Genomic DNA, 17,359 nt, shown 5'->3' on the forward strand with positions numbered 1-17,359 from the left:
CCTGTTGTTGTAGTAGGTGCTGCTTCTGCTCCCCAGAAGAGAGGATCTGCTGTAACAGCATTTGCATCGCTTGTTGGTGTATTTGTGTAGTTATAATACAGGTTGTTGCTGTATGTCATCTTTGCTGTGCTGTTCTTACCGCTCCAGTTTTCTGACTTTTCAGCGCCTGAATTATAGATGATGTTGTTTCTAACAACTGCTGTACCGGTCTGGTTTGCGCCGTTGTTTCTGTCAGCTACTCTGAGGAATGGAACTCCCTCTGCCATATAGAATACGTTGTTGTAGAACTCTGCCTTTGGTGCATTGTCCGGAATGTCAAGAGCACAAGTGAGATCCTTATAGCTTATGTTGTATCTGAATACTGTATTGATTGCCTGTATACCGCAAACCATAACTGCACCGCCCTGGTTGTTATGGCTGTAGTTGTACTGGTAAACTGTTCCGTCGCCCCAGTCTGCATCCCATGCCTGAGCGTCTCCGTTGTAGCATGTGTCAAATACTTCGTTGTACTGGAACACTGCATCTTTACATTTCCATGGCCAGATACCTGCTGCTACTCGTCCGAAAGCTGTAGCGCTGTAGATGTCTGCGTTGATTTCCTTTGCTACTCCATCAGCTACGTTGTATTCAACAAGAGGCTGATAGCAGTACATTGTTGTGATTGCGTCTCCGCCAACGCTTTCAATGTAGTTATTCTTGATTACTACATCTGTAGCGCCGTATTTCTGGCATACTGTGTCGTCGATTTCAGCTGCATTGAACTGGTTGTAGTATGCTGTGTATGCAAGGGCAATACCCCATCTGCTTACGTCTTTTACGTAGCAGTTCTGAATTGTTACGTCGTTATACTTTGGTATTCCTGTTGATGCTTCATCTTCAGGCATAAATACTGTAAAGTAAATACCGCCGTTGTTCATGTGCTTGTCATAAACATTACCTTTTACATCGTGGATGTAGAGGTCATCAAGAACGATATGGTCGATTGTACCTGCGTTCTGTGCTACAACTGCCACACCTGTTCTGTTCATCTTTGTTCTGAGGCTGTAGTCCTCGTTGAGGAAAGAAACATCATTTACGATTTCAAGACCGCTTATCTCGATGTACTCTACATCGTAAAGCAAAATTGTTGAGGATACATATCCCTTGTAAACGTGCTGTGAGTTGTCAAGAGCCTTGCCGTAATCCTGATACCAGATTCCCTGGCCCTTTGCGTCAATTACTGGCTTTGCAGCTTTTTCATCGCCGTATGTTCCAACTATAATTGGATTTTCAGCAGAGCCGCTTCCCTTAAGATGGAGGTACTGATAATCGAATACAGAACCTCTTTCAAGCAACACCTTGTCGCCTGGCTGCAATGTAATTTCATTGATTTTTGAAAGGCTGTAAAAAGGTGTATCCTCGCTTGTACCGTTATTTGTGTCCTTACCTGTCAATGTGCTGACATAGTATGTAGTTCCTACGTCGTTATTGTCTGTTTCGCCTTCTACAGCTGATACAGAAAACAAAGAAGAAAATGCTGTTAATACCAATGTCAGACAACAGATTATTGATACTAATTTTTTTGTCATGATTTCAGCACCCTCCCTATTATTCTACTTCGTAGCCAAGTCTAATCTCAGCTGCGCTGGCAAATATAAGTCCTGCATTCTGTGACAAAGACTCTGTTGCAACAAGCTTTACAAATCTTGTATTTACAGTGTCAAACTCAGCATACTTAACAGTGCTGTCGCCTGCCCATGTATTGCTTCTTGTTTCTACCTTTGTCCAGCTGCCGTCTTCGCCTGTATCACTTACATATATTTCATATTCTGTGATAATTCCGTTTGTTCCTCCGGCGCTGCGTGGTACATACTTGAGCATGGCTACATCCTGATTTGTTCCCATATCGATTGCAATCCATCTCTCGTCCTCAGCGCAGCCGTTCCAGTTTGTATGCCACATTGTTGACAAGTTATTGTCAAGTGCCAAGTTGCCGCCGCCTTCTGTAGTATTATTTGGCTGGTAGCTTCCTACTGTAGCCGTCATTCCCTCTGGTGAGTACTCTGTGTATACTTTTTCAATACCAAGCTTGTACTCCTTAACGGAATCATTATATGTTGCCTTCAATACCATTGTATCTGTAAGCACGCCTTCGGTAACCTCTGTACCGTCCTCGTTGTATACCTTTACAGTTGTTCTTTCATCATAGATGAGGTTTGAAAGCAATGTTTCAACTGTTGTTCCCTTTGCAATTCCGTTAATCCATGTGTCGGTAACTTCATATACATTTGAGAATACGCCTTCAACCATTGTATCTTCTACACTTGACTCGTATACGCCGATATCAGGTACAAGACCTACTTTGTTTCCAAAGAAGTCATATCCTGTGCTTCCTGATACATAAACACCGGCATTGATTGCAGGTGAGCCGTCCTGAAGCTTAAATCCGTCAAAAGCAGTTCTGTCGTGTACAACACCAGTTGTAGATGTTGGTGCAGACTCTGCATTTACAAACATAGGATCGCCTGTTACTGCATTTTCATCATCAGCAGGTATTTCATTGTAGTTGTAATACAGGTTATGGTCATAAGTAACTGTGCAGTTATTGCTCCAGTCTTCTGTCTTTGTTTCGCCTGCATTATAGATAATGTTATTTGTAAGAACTGCTACACCGCCTGAGGAACGCTCTCTGATAAATGGAACTCCTTCTGCCATGTAGAATACGTTGTTGTAGAAATCCGCTCTCGGGTTACCCGGCAGATCCAAAGCACCTATAAGATCCTTATAACTGATATTGTATCTGAATATTGTGTTAACTGCCTGTACGCCGCAGATCATTACACAGCCGCCCTCGTTGTTATGGCTGTAGTTATACTGATAGATTGCGCCATCGCCCCAGTCTGCATCCCATGCCTGACCGTCGCCGTTATAGTGGGTGTCGAATACTTCGTTGTACTGGAACACGGCGTCCTTGCATTTCCACGGCCATACAGCAGCTGCTACTCGTCCGAAGCTTGTAGCATTATAGATTTCCTCATTGATTTCCTTTGCAGCTCCGTCGGAAACATTGTACTCAACAACAGGTCTGAAGCAGTACATTGTTGTGATAGAGTCGCCGCCTACGTCCTTAATGTAATTGTTTCTGATAATTACATTTGTAGCTCCGTATTTCTGGCAGATATCGTCAGGAATTTCTGCTGCATTAAACTGAGCATGATAAGCTGTATAAGCAAGAGCGATACCCCATCTGCTTACATTCTCAACAGTACAGTTCTTGATAATTACATCGTCGTACTTTGCAATTCCTGTTTCTGCTTCATTTTCAGGCATAAATGCTGTGAAGTAAATACCGCCGTTGTTCATGTGCTTGTCGTAAACATTACCCTTTACATCGTGGATATAAAGGTCATCAAGAACAATATGGTCGATTGTACCGGCATTCTGTGCTACAACTGCCACACCTGTTCTGTTCATCTTCTCTCTGAGGCTGTAGTCCTCATTTTCGAAGCTTACATTGTTTACAATCTCAAGACCGCTAATCTCGATGTACTCTACATCGTAGAGCAGGATTGTTGATGAAACATATCCTTTGTTTACATGCTGTGCATTGTCAAGGGTTATACCGTAATCCTGATACCAGATGCCCTGGCCCTTTGCATCGATTACAGGCTTAGCAGCAGCCTCGTCGCCGTATGTTCCAATAATAATTGGATTTTCAGCGGAGCCGCTTCCCTTGATATGGAGATACTGATAATTAAATACAGAACCCCTTTCAAGCAATACCTTATCGCCCGGCTGCAATGTGATATCGTTAATCTTCATAACTGATTCCCATGCAGTGTCAGGTGATGTTCCGTCTGCGTTGTTATCGCCGTTCAATGAGCTGATATAGTAAGTTGTTCCTACATCTGCCGTTGTGTCAACTTCATCAGCTGATGCATTTCCGAGTCCAAAAGTGAACAACCCTGAAATCATGCTAATACTGAGCAGCATAACCAGCAAGCGTTTCATTGTTTTTCCTCCTTTTCTGGTTTTGGTCATGTTTTTAACCTCCTTCTTAGATTTAATTTATATTTTCAAGAGTGAAACTATAAATGTCTTCATAATTGCAATCGACCTGCAAGCTTTCCGCTTTTTCTTCTACAACCTGGTCGTAATGTTCTTCACGGAGGATTTTTTCAATGTTTACTTTTACATCTTCAAAGGGTTTATAGTCATGCTCTGTTTTTGAAAGACACTGAACTAAAAACAGATATCCGTTTTGGTCAATTACAGCACTTTTCTCTCCTGCATCAAGGTCATATCCGATTTCCATAACATCACCTATGGTTTTGGACATGTAGTCAGCCTCGTCGGAGAGTATCTCCTCTTCTCCGTAATATTCTTTTAATTCCGGATATGAGTCTATATAATCTCCGATATTTGTATCGGCTTCTGAGTAAAGACTCATCATCTGGGAATATATCTCATTTTTCTCTTCGTCGGTAAGATAGCCGTCATATGGAACCCTTACATACTGAATTGTAAAGTCGTCATACATATAAAACATTGTGTCTTTGTTTTCTTCATAGTAGGCTTTGCTTTCCTCTTCGGTAACCTCCATACCTGGATTTGTCAAATCCTCACAGTAGGCCTTCTGAAGACTGTCCATTTCATATTCCAAATATACGTTATAGCTGAATGATGACAGACCGTAAACAACCTCGCCGTTTTCAATGGCCTCTGAGCGGCTTTGATTTTCCTGTTCCATTCTTTTATATATTTCATCATAAGAAGCAGAATCTATATAACCATACTCCATTGCCAATTCATACACTGCATGAACCTGCTTTAACTCTTCAATAACCCTGTCGGCAAGAACCTCATAAGGAAGCTCTCCGTTTTGCTCGGTTTTCCAAAAGGATTCATCAATATTTACATTGCTTCCCTTAGTAATTTCATTGGCAACATCCAGCTTTATACTATTCATAGTATTTAAAAATTCTTCATCTGTAATTTTTTCACTTCCTATTGAAAGTTCAAGCTTTTTGCTGCATCCGGTAAAAATCAATGCCGAGACAACTAAAAGTGCCGTCAGGCCAACTAATAATCTCGCTCTATTTCTTTTTTTTATAATCATAACAAACACCTTTGTTTTTCAAAATATTCATTAAAAATTATTATACGTCCAGCATTAAATAGCTATTCCTAAACAATACTAACACAAAATACAACATAAAACAATACAATAATAGTTACAAAAACCATGAGCTATTTTTAACCATACTTCCCAAAACAAAAAAGAATAAAATATACATTTTAGAAATGACATGTAATTTAAAGCAAAAAAGAAAAAACCTCAAGATGTTTCCTGAAGTTTTTTCCTTTTTTTGTAGATTTACAATTTTTATTTATATAGCTGAAATAATGTTTATATCTTTCAGTTTTTCTTTTTCTTTAAATGGAACTTTATCAATATTTTGTCAACTCCATCGCCGAAAACATCCTGCAAGCATCCGATTTTATAGCAAAGGAACAAATAAACCGCTGCGCCTACTGTACCGTATACCGCCAAGGAAACAATCAGCATGAAGTATCCGTTGCTTGTTCCCGGAAGAACAAATCCCAAAAGCCATACAACGGCAATCATAGCAACAAGAGGTATCGCCATTCTGAGAAGAAGTCTGTATATTGAAGTATAGCGGAACTTCATTGTGTGTTTCAGGTTTCTGAACATAATATACAATGAGATTGAATATCCGATTATACTTGCAACAGAAGCTCCAAGGTATGGTTCCCATCCAAGGAAGCTGAACAGATACATAAAAGGCAAGTCAAGCGCTGCGTTGATTAAAAGTCCTATAACAGTTGTTACACACACAAGCTTTGCCCTGTTGATACTCTGAAGAGCCATACTTGCAACCATTGTAATACTGCTTATAACATTTATAATAACCTGCAAGGCAAGAATTGGACCGCCGTATGCGCTCTCACCATAGAATGCATAATAAACTTCATGAGAAAGCATCATTATACCTATTGCACACGGAACAGTAACTATAATAACCGTATTTATGGCATGGTTAAACTTTTTGTTTACCTCTCTTTTTCTCTTCTTAACGTAGCTGCTTACTATATAAGGAACAACGCTGGAGGAAAGTCCTATAGCCAAGGAATTGATTATCATACAAATTTTAGGTGCCCATGTAGCCTTTACACTGGCGATAATCTGGCTTTCTGCTCCCGGGAAATGAAGCTGCTCAAGTCCCATCATAACCAGCTTCATATCTGTAAGATCATAAAGGTTGCTGGCAATAGATACTATTATAATAGGAATACAGCACTTTAATATCTTTTTAAGTATTGTCTTTGTGCTGACATTTCTGTTATCCAGAGGGCCGTCGGCAGTGTCAAAAACTTCTCTGTTTTTGCTTATCTTTCTTGAAAGATACCAAAGAGCTGCCGCTCCTCCGAACAGTGCTCCCGACAAAGCCGCTGCAACACCGAGAGTTATGTTCATTCCCAATACATTTATAACAAGGTATGAACCCACAAGAACCACGAATATTCTTACAAACTGCTCAATAACCTGGCTGTATGAGGATATAGAGATAAACTCATGTCCCTGGAGATAACCTCTCTTCATACTCAAGAACGGAATTACCAAAAGACAGAAGGAAACAGTCCTTATGGCAATAGCCATATCTGAGCCGGAAACTCCGCCGCCTGAATCGGTCATGAAAAATCTTCCTATGGATTCGGCAAATATAAACATTATTAAAAACGCAAACACCGAAAACAGGAAAACCGCCTTTGTGGCAACTCGGTTAGTCTTTTCTTTAGCCTTGAACATTCTCAGAGAGTTGTACTCGCTGATTATAATACTTACTGCCACCGGTATACCCGAGGTGGAAATGTTTAGAAAAAGGTTATATACGTTGTAGGCACAGGAGTAGATAACTCCTCCTTCTTCACCGATTATCGCATAAAAAGGTATGCTGTAAAGCGCACCCATAACCTTGGTAATTATAATAGCCAAATATGCAATCATTGTACCTTGCACGAAGGTATCCTTTTTAATCTTTTTACTCATTGCATTCCCTTTTCTTCCGATTTATTTACAGTATTGTTTTTTGTAGTTTTTGGCGTAATATTACTGCCAGCCTTTGCAGACGTCAATCCACTTGTCCGTTTCAGAAAACTTTTCAAGTTCATCGCAGGAAAGCTCTATTGCACTGTTGCTGCTTCCGCATGCAGGAAATACGGTATCGAATCTTTTTAATGATACATCAAGGTAGATTTCAACTCCCGGATTTACCGCAAATGGGGAAACTCCGCCGACTCTATGGCCTGTTTTCTCCTCAACCTCATCAAAGCTGAGCATCTTTGCCTTTGTATGAAACTGAGCCTTGTATTTGCTGTTATCAATCTTTGTATCCCCTGCCGCTACAATTAAAACACACTTTCCGTTTACATCGAAAGAAAGAGTCTTTGCAATTCTTGCAGGTTCACAGCCTACTGCAACTGCGGCTAATTCTACAGTTGCGCTTGAAGAATCAAACTCCAATATTCTGTTGTCAGCGTCATATTTCTTTAAATATTCTCTGACCTTTTCTATGGACATCGGTATCACTTCCTTACATAAATATAAAAATCTTTGATTAGAAATTATACCATATTCAGGAGAATTATTCAACACCGATTGATTTATGTAAGGATTGTTCTCAAAATCACAGCAAAATTCAATACAGATAGTATTCTTAAAAAACAGACAAAAATAGTATCTATACCTTAAAAACAGCAATCTATTTTTAAAACACATATTTTACTTATAATTCTTTTATAAGCTATTGTACCAAAAGTAACTAGAGCAATAATTTTTTTCAAAAAACAAACTAAAAACAATCAGAAAAAATCCACGTATTACGCTGTACCTGCTATAACATTCTGAATATAAGTTACATCCGCAATATCAGTTACTCCGTCGTTATTTACATCTGTTACAGACATGTTATAGGATGAGTCGTCCTTGGATATCAGATTGGCTATATACTCCTGAAGAATTGTGACATCCGACACGGAAACAACTCCGTCCAAGTTGAAGTCATAGTCAATCTTTTCCTCCTGGGGAACTCCGACCTTTAACACCACATATAATTCTGCCTTTGGCGCAGCAGGAATTATGGTTGAGATTACATTTGAGTTTATTCTGTTTCCATCAACATAGCCCTGACTTGAAGAATGCCACAAAACATCGGAAGAACCATCTCCCCAATAAATTCCAATATGGTTATAGTTGCTCAGTGCATACTCTGAACCCTCAAACATCCATATTAAATCGCCCTTTTCAAGATAACCGGAACTGAGCATCTCTTCTTTTGTTGAAAAATATTTTCTTGAGATATTATTGTTATTATAAAATGAAACCCATCCGCTCATTGCCGGAATCATTGAAGAGTTTCCACCGCTCATATCTGTAGCTGTTGATAAAACATGCCACACAAAGCCTGTACAGTTCATAGAAGCTACACCGTAATAGTCAAGTGAGCCGTTAGCGCCTTCGCAGTCGCCGTTGGGGTTTCTGTGATCTCCCGACTTATACGGAGTACCCAGATAATAGTTGTCATCTTCATGGGAATAAAGCCAGTCCATATAGACTTCCGGGTCCATTCCTATAACTTCCGCCAAGGTATTCCCCTGCACCTCCGCCGGTACAGCTCCTGCATTTGTGGATGCAAAACACATCATGCCTGAAAGCATAGCCATGCACAACAAATAGGACACTAATTTTTTTGTTCTGTTTTTCACGATTAACCGCCTCTCCTCTTTAAAAAATATAATAATTAAAAATCGGCAAAACATATCTGCCGCAAAAGCCGAATATAAAAGAAAAAATCCCAAAAAGACTATACATCTTTTTGGGATTTTATACTGGTGCGAGTGACGAGACTTGAACTCGTACGTCATGGACACACGCCCCTCAAACGTGCCTGTCTGCCTATTCCAGCACACTCGCATTTATTTAATTTTGAGCCTTGCGAACTCAACGATTGGTATTATACCACCAAAAAAAGTGTTTGTCAATAGTTTTTTAAAATATTTACAGGGCATTTCCAAACTCGGAAACAAAACTGCTTATTAAACCTTAAAAACTATGATGATTGATGATGATTGATGATGAGTGTCATAAGACATATGAGTTATTGCCTTTAAAGTTTTTCAAAAAGAGATTGTTAGGTTTCCGGGTTTGAAAACACCCTGTAAAATTTCAAGGAATATCATGTCTTTACGTTATTCCGTGTTTTTTCATAATATAACACAAAAGAAATACTTTTTCAATATGTGCGGTTTTCTGTGCCTTAATTTTTTCTTATTTGTGAAAAAAAACGCACATATAACTGAGTAATTCATTGACAATATCACTGAATTTTTATATAATATATTCCTAAATGTTTAAAAACAAGAAGGGGTAGATAATTTTGAATTTTTCTGAGGAGTTTTCAAACGTCTTGGCACAGTCAAACATCACCATTTATACCCTTGCAAAAACCACAGGTATAGACAGGCGTGCAATCTATCGACTTAAAGACGGAACTAAAAAACCTACATTTGAAGAATTTTCAAAAATTGTAAAGGCGTTGTCCATAACCAAAGAAACAGCGGACAGGCTATGGCGTGCCTATGAAATTTCAAGTGTCGGTGAAGAAAAGTTTTATAGCAGAGAGAGAACCAAAGAGTTTTTGGAAACCCTGAGCAGTATTTACGACAGCAAAAACGAAAATGTCGTAATGCTGACAAAAAGCGAAATCGATTTAACCGAAGAATCCACAACCCTGCAGGGAAAAACTAATATAAACAATTTTATCAGAAACGTCATGTCTCTGGAAAATGCTACAAACGGATTCATATATATTCAGTCGGATTTGTCTTTCGATTTCATTTTTGATGAGCTTGCATTTCAAATAAACTACAATCGTTCACTTGAAACCAAGATTTTTATTTCCCTTAAATCTCCGGAAAAGTCCGTTGAGAAGAACTTTTACACAGACAGTATTCTGTCCATTTCTAAAATTTATCCGCTTTTGCTTATCGGAGAAAATTTAGAAGCCAAGTATGTAAAAGTAACTTCTAACAGCAACTCCCTTTTCCCCCACAACATAGTCACTTCACATTATCTTATCAGCATTTCACATGATAAAAAAAGTGCAATCATTACTAAGGCTAATAAAATAATACAATCAACAAAACAGATTTTCTGCGATGTTTTTCCAAACGGAAAAAATTTCGTAACACGATTAAACCTTGACGAAAGCATTTTACATATTCTGGATTCTATGTTTAAACAGAATAAAGCCAAGTCATTTACTTTGTATTCAATGGATTATGAACCATGCGTTACAGTTCTCACAGACCAGTATATCCTGGAAAGCTCCATAAACAAAGAAAATCCAAAGGCTGTAAAGCTGATTGAAATGTACAGCTCTATTTATTCTCAAAATCATGTAAACTTAATATCAAATTTCACCCTCGACGGATTGAGAAGTTTCTTGAATACCGGTATTCTTTTCGGTATACCAAAGGATTATTATACTCCGTTAAACGAGGAACTGAGAATCAGAATAATTAAAAATATGTGCGGCGCATACAAAAAGGGCATATATACACCACATCTGATAAACAGCGCAAACTTTACTTTCCCAAAAAATTTCAGGTACAGTGGTTCCGGAACTATATACGATTACTTTTTTATTACACTTACAGACAAAGACGATATGTTCAACACACTATCTTTGAACGAAAGCGGATTATCTATGCATTTTTACGATTTTGTTCAAAGTCTGCCGGAAACAAACCTGGTTTTCAGCACCGAAGAAAGTATGCAGATAATAGTTGATGAAACCGAAAAAATTCTCAACTGCAAACTTGATTTTGAAAAATAAAAATTATCAATTCATGAATATAAACAGATTATCATCCCATACTATGGTTGAACCAATAAATGTATGGAGGCTTTGAAATGATAATTGACAAGATTGCCCTTGCACTTCTTATAATCGGAGGCATAAACTGGGGCAGTATCGGAATTTTTAACTTTGACATAGTCGGAAGCCTTTTCGGCGGACAGTCATCTGCAATCAGCAGAATTATCTTTGTTATAGTAGGTCTTTGCGCCGTGTGGTGCATATCCCTATTGTTCAGAGATAACGCCTTGTCCAGCGGAGATGATACCGACGATAACAACAACGGCATATATACAGACTGATAATTTTATTTACCAAAAACGGGAACAGCTAATACCTGTTCCCGTTTTCTTTTATGTAAAGAAAAAAGACGATACATAAGTACCGTCTTTACTGGTCGAGGTGACAAGATTCGAACTTGCGACTCCATCGTCCCGAACGATGTGCGCTACCAAACTGCGCTACACCTCGATTTAAAAACAGCCCCGAATAAGCTCGGGGCTGATGGCTGCGGAACTAGGATTCGAACCCAGACAAACAGAGTCAGAGTCTGTCGTGCTACCCTTACACAATTCCGCACTGACAACATAACCTATTATACTCATTTATAGGGAAATGTCAAGCCTTTTTTCAAACTTTTTTTAATTTTTTTCAAAAAAATTTTTTCTTCCCTATTTCCACTTCTTTTTTATATGTTTATTTCCGATAACTTGTCTATTTTGGTATTTTAGGAAATTTTTTCACAGGCACGAAAAATATACAAGTATGATACAAATATGTATTATTATAGTATAATAACATAAGAACCTATTTAAAGGGGGAAAGAAAATGATTAACATACTTGTTGCAGAAGACGAATTTTACATTTCTAATCTTATAAAAATAAGCCTGACCCAGGCTGGATATAACTGTATAACAGCGGAAGACGGAGAAGAAGCATTAAAACTGGTTGAAAAGGAAGATTTTGACCTTGCTCTCCTTGACATAATGATGCCCAAAATAAACGGATATGAACTTCTTGAGTTCATAAGAGCTTATAAAATCCCCGTAATATTTATCACAGCAAAAAGCAGTGTTTCAGATAAAGTAAAAGGTTTAAAACAGGGCGCAGAGGATTACATAACAAAGCCTTTTGACACATCGGAGCTTTTAGCAAGAGTAGAGGTTGTTCTAAGACGCTTTAACAAAAATATCAGCACCTTAATTGTAGACGACATTGAGATTGATTTAAACTCAAGAACCGTAAAGAAAAACGGTGTTGTAATATCTCTCACCCTTAAGGAATACGAGCTTCTGGTTCTTTTTCTGAGAAATAAAAATATTGCCCTTTACAGGGAAACCATATACGAACGTGTTTGGCATGAAAATTTTATGGGCGACACTCGCACCGTTGACCTTCATGTTCAAAGGCTTAGAAAAAAGATGCATCTTGAAAACAGGATAGTGTCTGTTTATAAAGTTGGATACAGATATGAGGAGCTGAAACGATGAAACTCAAGTGGAGAATTTTTCTGGTAACATACCTTGTACTTATTGTAGCTTATGGAATTTTCACCTCTGTGATTATGTCCTCCTGGCTTGACAGTATGAAATCCGCAGAAGTAAACAGCGTTATCCAACAAAACACAAACACCGCAAAGCTTTTTCATGCCTACTATCTTGTAAATCCCACCACCTCGGATTTTGACAGCTATTTTGAAAAATTCAAATCCTTTACAAATTTTAATGATATGTACACGGAACTTTCGACCGGTGACAAATATTTATATGTTTCTTTTTACGGAGCGGAGTTTTCAGGCATTATGTCAAACACACAGCAGGTGGCTGTGTATAACGCCGGAACACCCAATCAAATCTATGTAACGGCAGTTACTAATATTTCCGAGATGGGACAAAACATATTTATTGAAACAACCAAGTATATATCCCCTATTTTTACTGAGTATTCAAATCACGTTAAAAAAATTCAAATATGGTCTGCGGCAATTCTTGCTGTAAGTACCGTTTTTATTCTGATTACAGTTCATTTTATCTCAAAGCCTTTAAACAAGCTCACCAGTCTTTCCGCTAAAATTGCTAAGGGCGACATAACGGAAAGAATAAAGCTCAACCGTTTTGAAAAGAGCATTAAGGAAATAGATATGCTTGCAGACAGCTTTAATAACATGGCTGAATGCAACGAAAAATATATTTCCCAGCTTAAAGAGGAATACAAAAAACAGGAAGAATTTACGGGAAGCTTTACTCACGAGCTTAAAACTCCTTTGACAACCATAATCGGTTATTCAGACCTTTTAAGAACCTACGACCTGCCTCAAAATGAAAGAAGAATGTACGCAGAATACATATATAAAGAGGGAAAAAGACTTGAGTCATTATCCATACATCTTTTAAATCTCCTTGTTATGAACAATCAAAGCTTTACTTTAAGCGAGGTTAAAACAGAGGTGCTGGCATATGATTTAAAATCTGCCACAGCTTTTCTTCCACAAAAATACGGCGTAAGCCTTGATTTTTATTTAGAAAAAGACAGTGTAATCTGTGAACCGTCGCTGCTGAAAACCTTGATTATAAATCTTATGGACAACGGATGCAAAGCTTCGGAAAAAGGCAGCCGTGTAACGGTTGTGGGCAAAAGAGAACAGGGATTTTATGTAATTCAGGTCATTGACCACGGAATGGGTATTCCGGAAGATGAAATAAAGAAAATTACAGAACCCTTTTACATGGTGGATAAATCACGTGCCCGAAAACAAGGGGGAACCGGCTTAGGACTTGCTCTGTGCAGTAAAATAGCCCTTATACACGGCACAAGCCTTGAAATAACAAGTCAATTAGGAAAAGGCACAACCGTAAGCTTTAAATTAAAAAGAGCGGAGACAAGCAACGAAACGGGGGCTAAAAATGATGAAGCTTGAAAAACAAATCTCCCAAAATCATTCAAAAGCAAAAAGAATCATATTTCGCATAGCTCTTGTGACCGTACTTGTCTGCGCAACAGTTTTTATAATAAATCTTCCTCAAAAGATACAAAATGATTACATTAAATCTCTTCCAGAAAACTCCCAATATGAAGTTTCTGTAGGAAACGAAATTGAGGCAAAGTCAATGGATGAAATAAATAAATATTTAATGTCTTTTGAAAGGACGAACTCACAGAGCAATACAGTTGTCATAAGTGATGATATAAAAAATGAAATACTAAAAAAATCACAAACTGCCCTTAGAGGACTTCAATTAGAGTTCAACGGAGCAACATCCTCATATTTAGATGTAATAAGAGATACTTCCAAAAAACTTTCCTCTTATAACGAATCATATATAGATTCCGGAGAAATTGAAATAACTGCGGACATAATCACTACAGACTGTTACAATCAGGATAACAATATTACCACCGTATTTTTTTATCAGGTAACCATTACAGTTGAATATCCACAATGGGAACAGTATTGTTTTTGTTTCAGTCCAGATTTGAAAAATATTTTTTCTTTCTATTATATGAATAACAATACCATGGGAAATATTCTTTCTAATTATACAGATGAATCTGGCTGGTATGAATACAGTACAGACGGAAACTATTTGAAAATCAACGAATTATTCCTATCGTATTTGAATAAAAACAGTAACGAATATGACAGTGAATATATCACTGATACTCCCGGAGAATATTATTAAACAAATTATAGTAATTAAAATGTTACATAAAGGATACCTTTCTGATACCATATAGATACCACTATGATACAAAACTATTATAAAATTTATCTGTATTAAATGATACGGAGCGAATTTATATGTATTACAGTGATTATTATTCTGATATAAAATATGTTTTTCAAGCAGACGCTAAAGAGAAAACACCTTTTTTCTCCTATGATTTTGAAAGGTTTTCCTCTCAATATAAAGAGTCAAGCAGTTTTACCCAGTCCCTTATGTGGACTAAGGTAAAAGACTGGTGGGATTATGACACTATAGTTATTGAGGACAAGGGCAAGAACACAGTTTGTCAGTGTCTTGTGCTGATTAAAAAACTGCCGTTTCTCCCCTTCACTTTTCTTTATGCCCCCAGAGGACCGCTGTGCGATTTTAGCGACAAAGAGACCCTTGAACAGTTTTCTAAAGAAGTGAAAAAGCTTTGCAAAAAACACAGAGCATTTTTATTCAAAGCCGACCCATACATCGACGAAAATGACGATGAAGCCATTGGAAATCTCACAGAGCTGGGATTTATTTACAACAAAAACAAGTCGGAGGATGAAACCGTACAGTGTAAAAGTTATTATCTTTTAAATATTGAAAACAAAACCGAAGATGAGGTTTTTGCAGGTTTTCATTCCAAATGGAGATATAACATAAGGCTTGCAATTAAAAAAGGCGTTGACTGCCGTTTTTACGGAAAAGAAAAGCTCAAGGATTTTTGTATGCTTATGGAGGAAACAGGAAAACGTGACGGCTTCTGCACAAGGAGTATGGAATATTTTGAAAAAATAATGAACGCTTTCGGTGAGCATTGCAGGCTTTATATGTGCTATAAAGATGATATTCCTCTTTCCGGAGCCATTGCAATAAACTATGGCGGAAAAACCGCCTATGTTTATGGAGCTTCCTCAAATCAGCACAGAGAGCTCATGCCAAACTATCTTATGCAATGGACTATGATAAAATGGGCCATTGAAACAGGATGTATAATATACGATTTTCAGGGTATTCCACACTTCGACGATGAAAATCATCCCAACTATGGTGTATACAGGTTTAAAAAGGGATTTAACGGTTATGTTAAGAGATATGCAGGGGAATTTGATTTTGTGGCAAACCCGCTGATATACAGGTTTGCAAAATTATTCAAGAATAATCTTTAAACTCTCTATATACTTATCGAAAAAAGACAAGCGTCGGCGATATGCTCAACGCTTGTCTTTTTTAATTGTTTAAAATATATTCCTGTGCTGTTTCGATAAGTATACCCTTTTCGTTGGGTATTTCTTCTTCAATAACCTTATTTAAAAGGGAGTTTAAAATATCCCCTATCTTTTTTCCGTCGGTCACGCCTGAGGAAATGAGGTCTTTTCCGTTTATGTTTAAGTCCCTTACTCGGTAACATTCACCGTTTCTTACAACCTCATACAAAAGCTCGGAGGCTGAAAGGGCCGCCAAATATCTTTTCTTTATTTCATAAACATTTATTCCACGGTATATGCATTTCCAGAAATCAAAGAGCAAAAACGTCTTTTCATAGCCCAGCTTGTTCAAAAGCTTTTTTACAGCCGGTTTGCTTTCCGGCACTTCAAGGCTTCTGTTTTTGATAAGGCACACCGCAATATCAGACACAGAGTTTGAACAGCGAAGCCTTTCAAAAATTCTTTCGGCAACAGCTGCACAGAGAGTTTCAAAGCCGCAGTCTGTAAGCTTATTTATCTCAACAACCGGACTTCCCAGGCAATGAAAAAGTATTGCGCCTCTCAAAGCGTATTCGTGGTTTTTCTCCTGATAGCTTTGAACATAACCAAGAGCGGTGGCGCAGTACTGCCACAATGTTCTCTCCTTTATTTCTCCCTTATAATCACGGTATTTTATCTTTGTATTGATAAGGGGTTTTATCTCTGGAAGAATAACCAGAAAGATATCCTTGTATCTTCTCAAAACATATTTAGCGTCTTTTCCGCAGATGAGCTTGAAAAACTCTGAGGATATTCTCTCGGCTGAAATTTTTTTAAGCCCTGCTGCATTTTCTCTCATGCCTGCGGCGGTTTCAGGTTCTATTGAAAATCCAAGAGTGGAAGAAAAGCGCAGACATCTTAAAATTCTCAAAGCGTCCTCAGAAAATCTCTCACGGCTGTTTCCGACACATCTTATTGTTTTATACTGCAAATCACACTGTCCGTGGAAAAAATCTACAAGTCCGTCTTTTCTATTATACGCCATTGCATTTATGGTAAAGTCACGGCGTTTTAAATCCTCTTTTAAGTCGGAAACAAACTCCACCTTGTCAGGGTGGCGCATATCTTCATAGCCTGATTCACTGCGGAAGGTTGTGGTTTCGTATACTTTTTTATTTATAACTATTCCCACGGTTCCGTGCTGGATTCCTATATCCACCGTTTCCATATCTGAAAAAATCTCTTTGGTTTTTTGGGGCGGAGCATTTGTGGTTAAGTCCCAGTCCTGAGGATTTTTACCCATAAGGCTGTCCCTTACACATCCGCCGACTGCATAGCAGTCGTATCCCTTTGAATAAAGGGTATCTATTATATATTCCACCTCCACCGGAAGATGGATTTTTATATTATTTTCCATAACATCCTCTTGTATAATTTCATGTAATATTTTTATATTTAATTATACCACAAAACAATACTCACAATAAAGAGGTAACGGAATAGTTTTATATTGTAGCTAATATTTTTTACTTTAAAAATGCTAAAAAATTTATT

13 protein-coding genes and 3 tRNA genes are annotated in these 17,359 nt (G+C 37.9%); 6 read left to right on the plus strand and 10 right to left on the minus strand.

Annotated elements, in window-relative coordinates:
• The 7 genes from B5F08_RS06665 to B5F08_RS06695 form a co-directional block, all read right to left on the minus strand.
• On the minus strand, positions 1-1,568 hold a 1,568-nt coding region (locus tag B5F08_RS06665; protein ID WP_242968329.1), incomplete at its 3' end, for a DUF5123 domain-containing protein.
• Positions 1,569-1,587: 19 nt separating this feature from the next.
• Entirely contained in the window at positions 1,588-4,020 is a 2,433-nt protein-coding gene (locus B5F08_RS06670; protein WP_087377636.1) for a discoidin domain-containing protein, read from the minus strand.
• Between the two features lie 22 nt (positions 4,021-4,042).
• Positions 4,043-5,098, minus strand: a complete 1,056-nt coding sequence (locus B5F08_RS06675; RefSeq protein WP_087377638.1) for a hypothetical protein — start codon at positions 5,096-5,098, stop codon at positions 4,043-4,045.
• A gap of 300 nt (positions 5,099-5,398) precedes the next feature.
• The gene (locus tag B5F08_RS06680; protein WP_087377640.1) at positions 5,399-7,051 is read right to left on the minus strand and encodes a putative polysaccharide biosynthesis protein; all 1,653 of its coding nucleotides are present in this window, start codon (positions 7,049-7,051) and stop codon (positions 5,399-5,401) included.
• Between the two features lie 60 nt (positions 7,052-7,111).
• Positions 7,112-7,582, minus strand: coding sequence for a YbaK/EbsC family protein (locus B5F08_RS06685; RefSeq protein ID WP_087377642.1), 471 nt, complete (start codon positions 7,580-7,582; stop codon positions 7,112-7,114).
• A 299-nt stretch (positions 7,583-7,881) separates the two neighbouring features.
• Entirely contained in the window at positions 7,882-8,766 is an 885-nt protein-coding gene (locus B5F08_RS06690; RefSeq protein WP_087377644.1) for a dockerin type I repeat-containing protein, read from the minus strand.
• 124 nt (positions 8,767-8,890) lie between these two features.
• Positions 8,891-8,974 (minus strand) — tRNA-Leu (locus B5F08_RS06695).
• A 463-nt stretch (positions 8,975-9,437) separates the two neighbouring features.
• Here B5F08_RS06695 and B5F08_RS06700 point away from each other — a divergent pair.
• Both B5F08_RS06700 and B5F08_RS06705 read left to right on the plus strand, forming a co-directional pair.
• Positions 9,438-10,898: a helix-turn-helix domain-containing protein gene (locus B5F08_RS06700; RefSeq protein WP_087377646.1), complete on the plus strand. Its 1,461-nt coding sequence runs from the start codon at positions 9,438-9,440 to the stop codon at positions 10,896-10,898.
• A gap of 77 nt (positions 10,899-10,975) precedes the next feature.
• On the plus strand, positions 10,976-11,221 hold the full coding sequence (locus B5F08_RS06705; RefSeq protein ID WP_204245164.1) for a DUF378 domain-containing protein: 246 nt from the start codon (positions 10,976-10,978) through the stop codon (positions 11,219-11,221).
• A 92-nt stretch (positions 11,222-11,313) separates the two neighbouring features.
• Here the strand turns inward: B5F08_RS06705 and B5F08_RS06710 are convergent.
• Together B5F08_RS06710 and B5F08_RS06715 are read right to left on the minus strand one after the other, a co-directional pair.
• Positions 11,314-11,390, minus strand: a tRNA-Pro gene (locus B5F08_RS06710).
• A 34-nt stretch (positions 11,391-11,424) separates the two neighbouring features.
• Positions 11,425-11,498 (minus strand) — tRNA-Gln (locus B5F08_RS06715).
• A 249-nt stretch (positions 11,499-11,747) separates the two neighbouring features.
• Between B5F08_RS06715 and B5F08_RS06720 the strand changes: the two genes are divergently transcribed.
• The 4 genes from B5F08_RS06720 (at position 11,748) to B5F08_RS06735 (ending at position 15,787) form a co-directional block, all read left to right on the plus strand.
• Entirely contained in the window at positions 11,748-12,410 is a 663-nt protein-coding gene (locus tag B5F08_RS06720; protein ID WP_087377648.1) for a response regulator transcription factor, read from the plus strand.
• The gene (locus B5F08_RS06725; protein ID WP_087377650.1) at positions 12,407-13,837 is read left to right on the plus strand and encodes a sensor histidine kinase; all 1,431 of its coding nucleotides are present in this window, start codon (positions 12,407-12,409) and stop codon (positions 13,835-13,837) included. The genes B5F08_RS06720 and B5F08_RS06725 overlap by 4 nt, the downstream gene beginning before the upstream one ends.
• Positions 13,824-14,600, plus strand: a complete 777-nt coding sequence (locus B5F08_RS06730; protein ID WP_087377652.1) for a hypothetical protein — start codon at positions 13,824-13,826, stop codon at positions 14,598-14,600. Before B5F08_RS06725 ends, B5F08_RS06730 begins: the two co-directional genes overlap by 14 nt.
• A 119-nt stretch (positions 14,601-14,719) precedes the next feature.
• A complete protein-coding gene (locus B5F08_RS06735) occupies positions 14,720-15,787 on the plus strand; it encodes a lipid II:glycine glycyltransferase FemX (protein ID WP_087377654.1) in 1,068 nt (355 codons plus the stop codon).
• 61 nt (positions 15,788-15,848) lie between these two features.
• Here B5F08_RS06735 and B5F08_RS06740 read toward each other — a convergent pair whose 3' ends face one another.
• Entirely contained in the window at positions 15,849-17,222 is a 1,374-nt protein-coding gene (locus B5F08_RS06740) for a CCA tRNA nucleotidyltransferase (RefSeq protein ID WP_087377656.1), read from the minus strand.
• Positions 17,223-17,359 lie beyond the last annotated feature (137 nt).

This window comes from Anaeromassilibacillus sp. An172, assembly GCF_002160515.1.
Taxonomy (GTDB): domain Bacteria; phylum Bacillota; class Clostridia; order Oscillospirales; family Acutalibacteraceae; genus Limousia; species Limousia pullorum.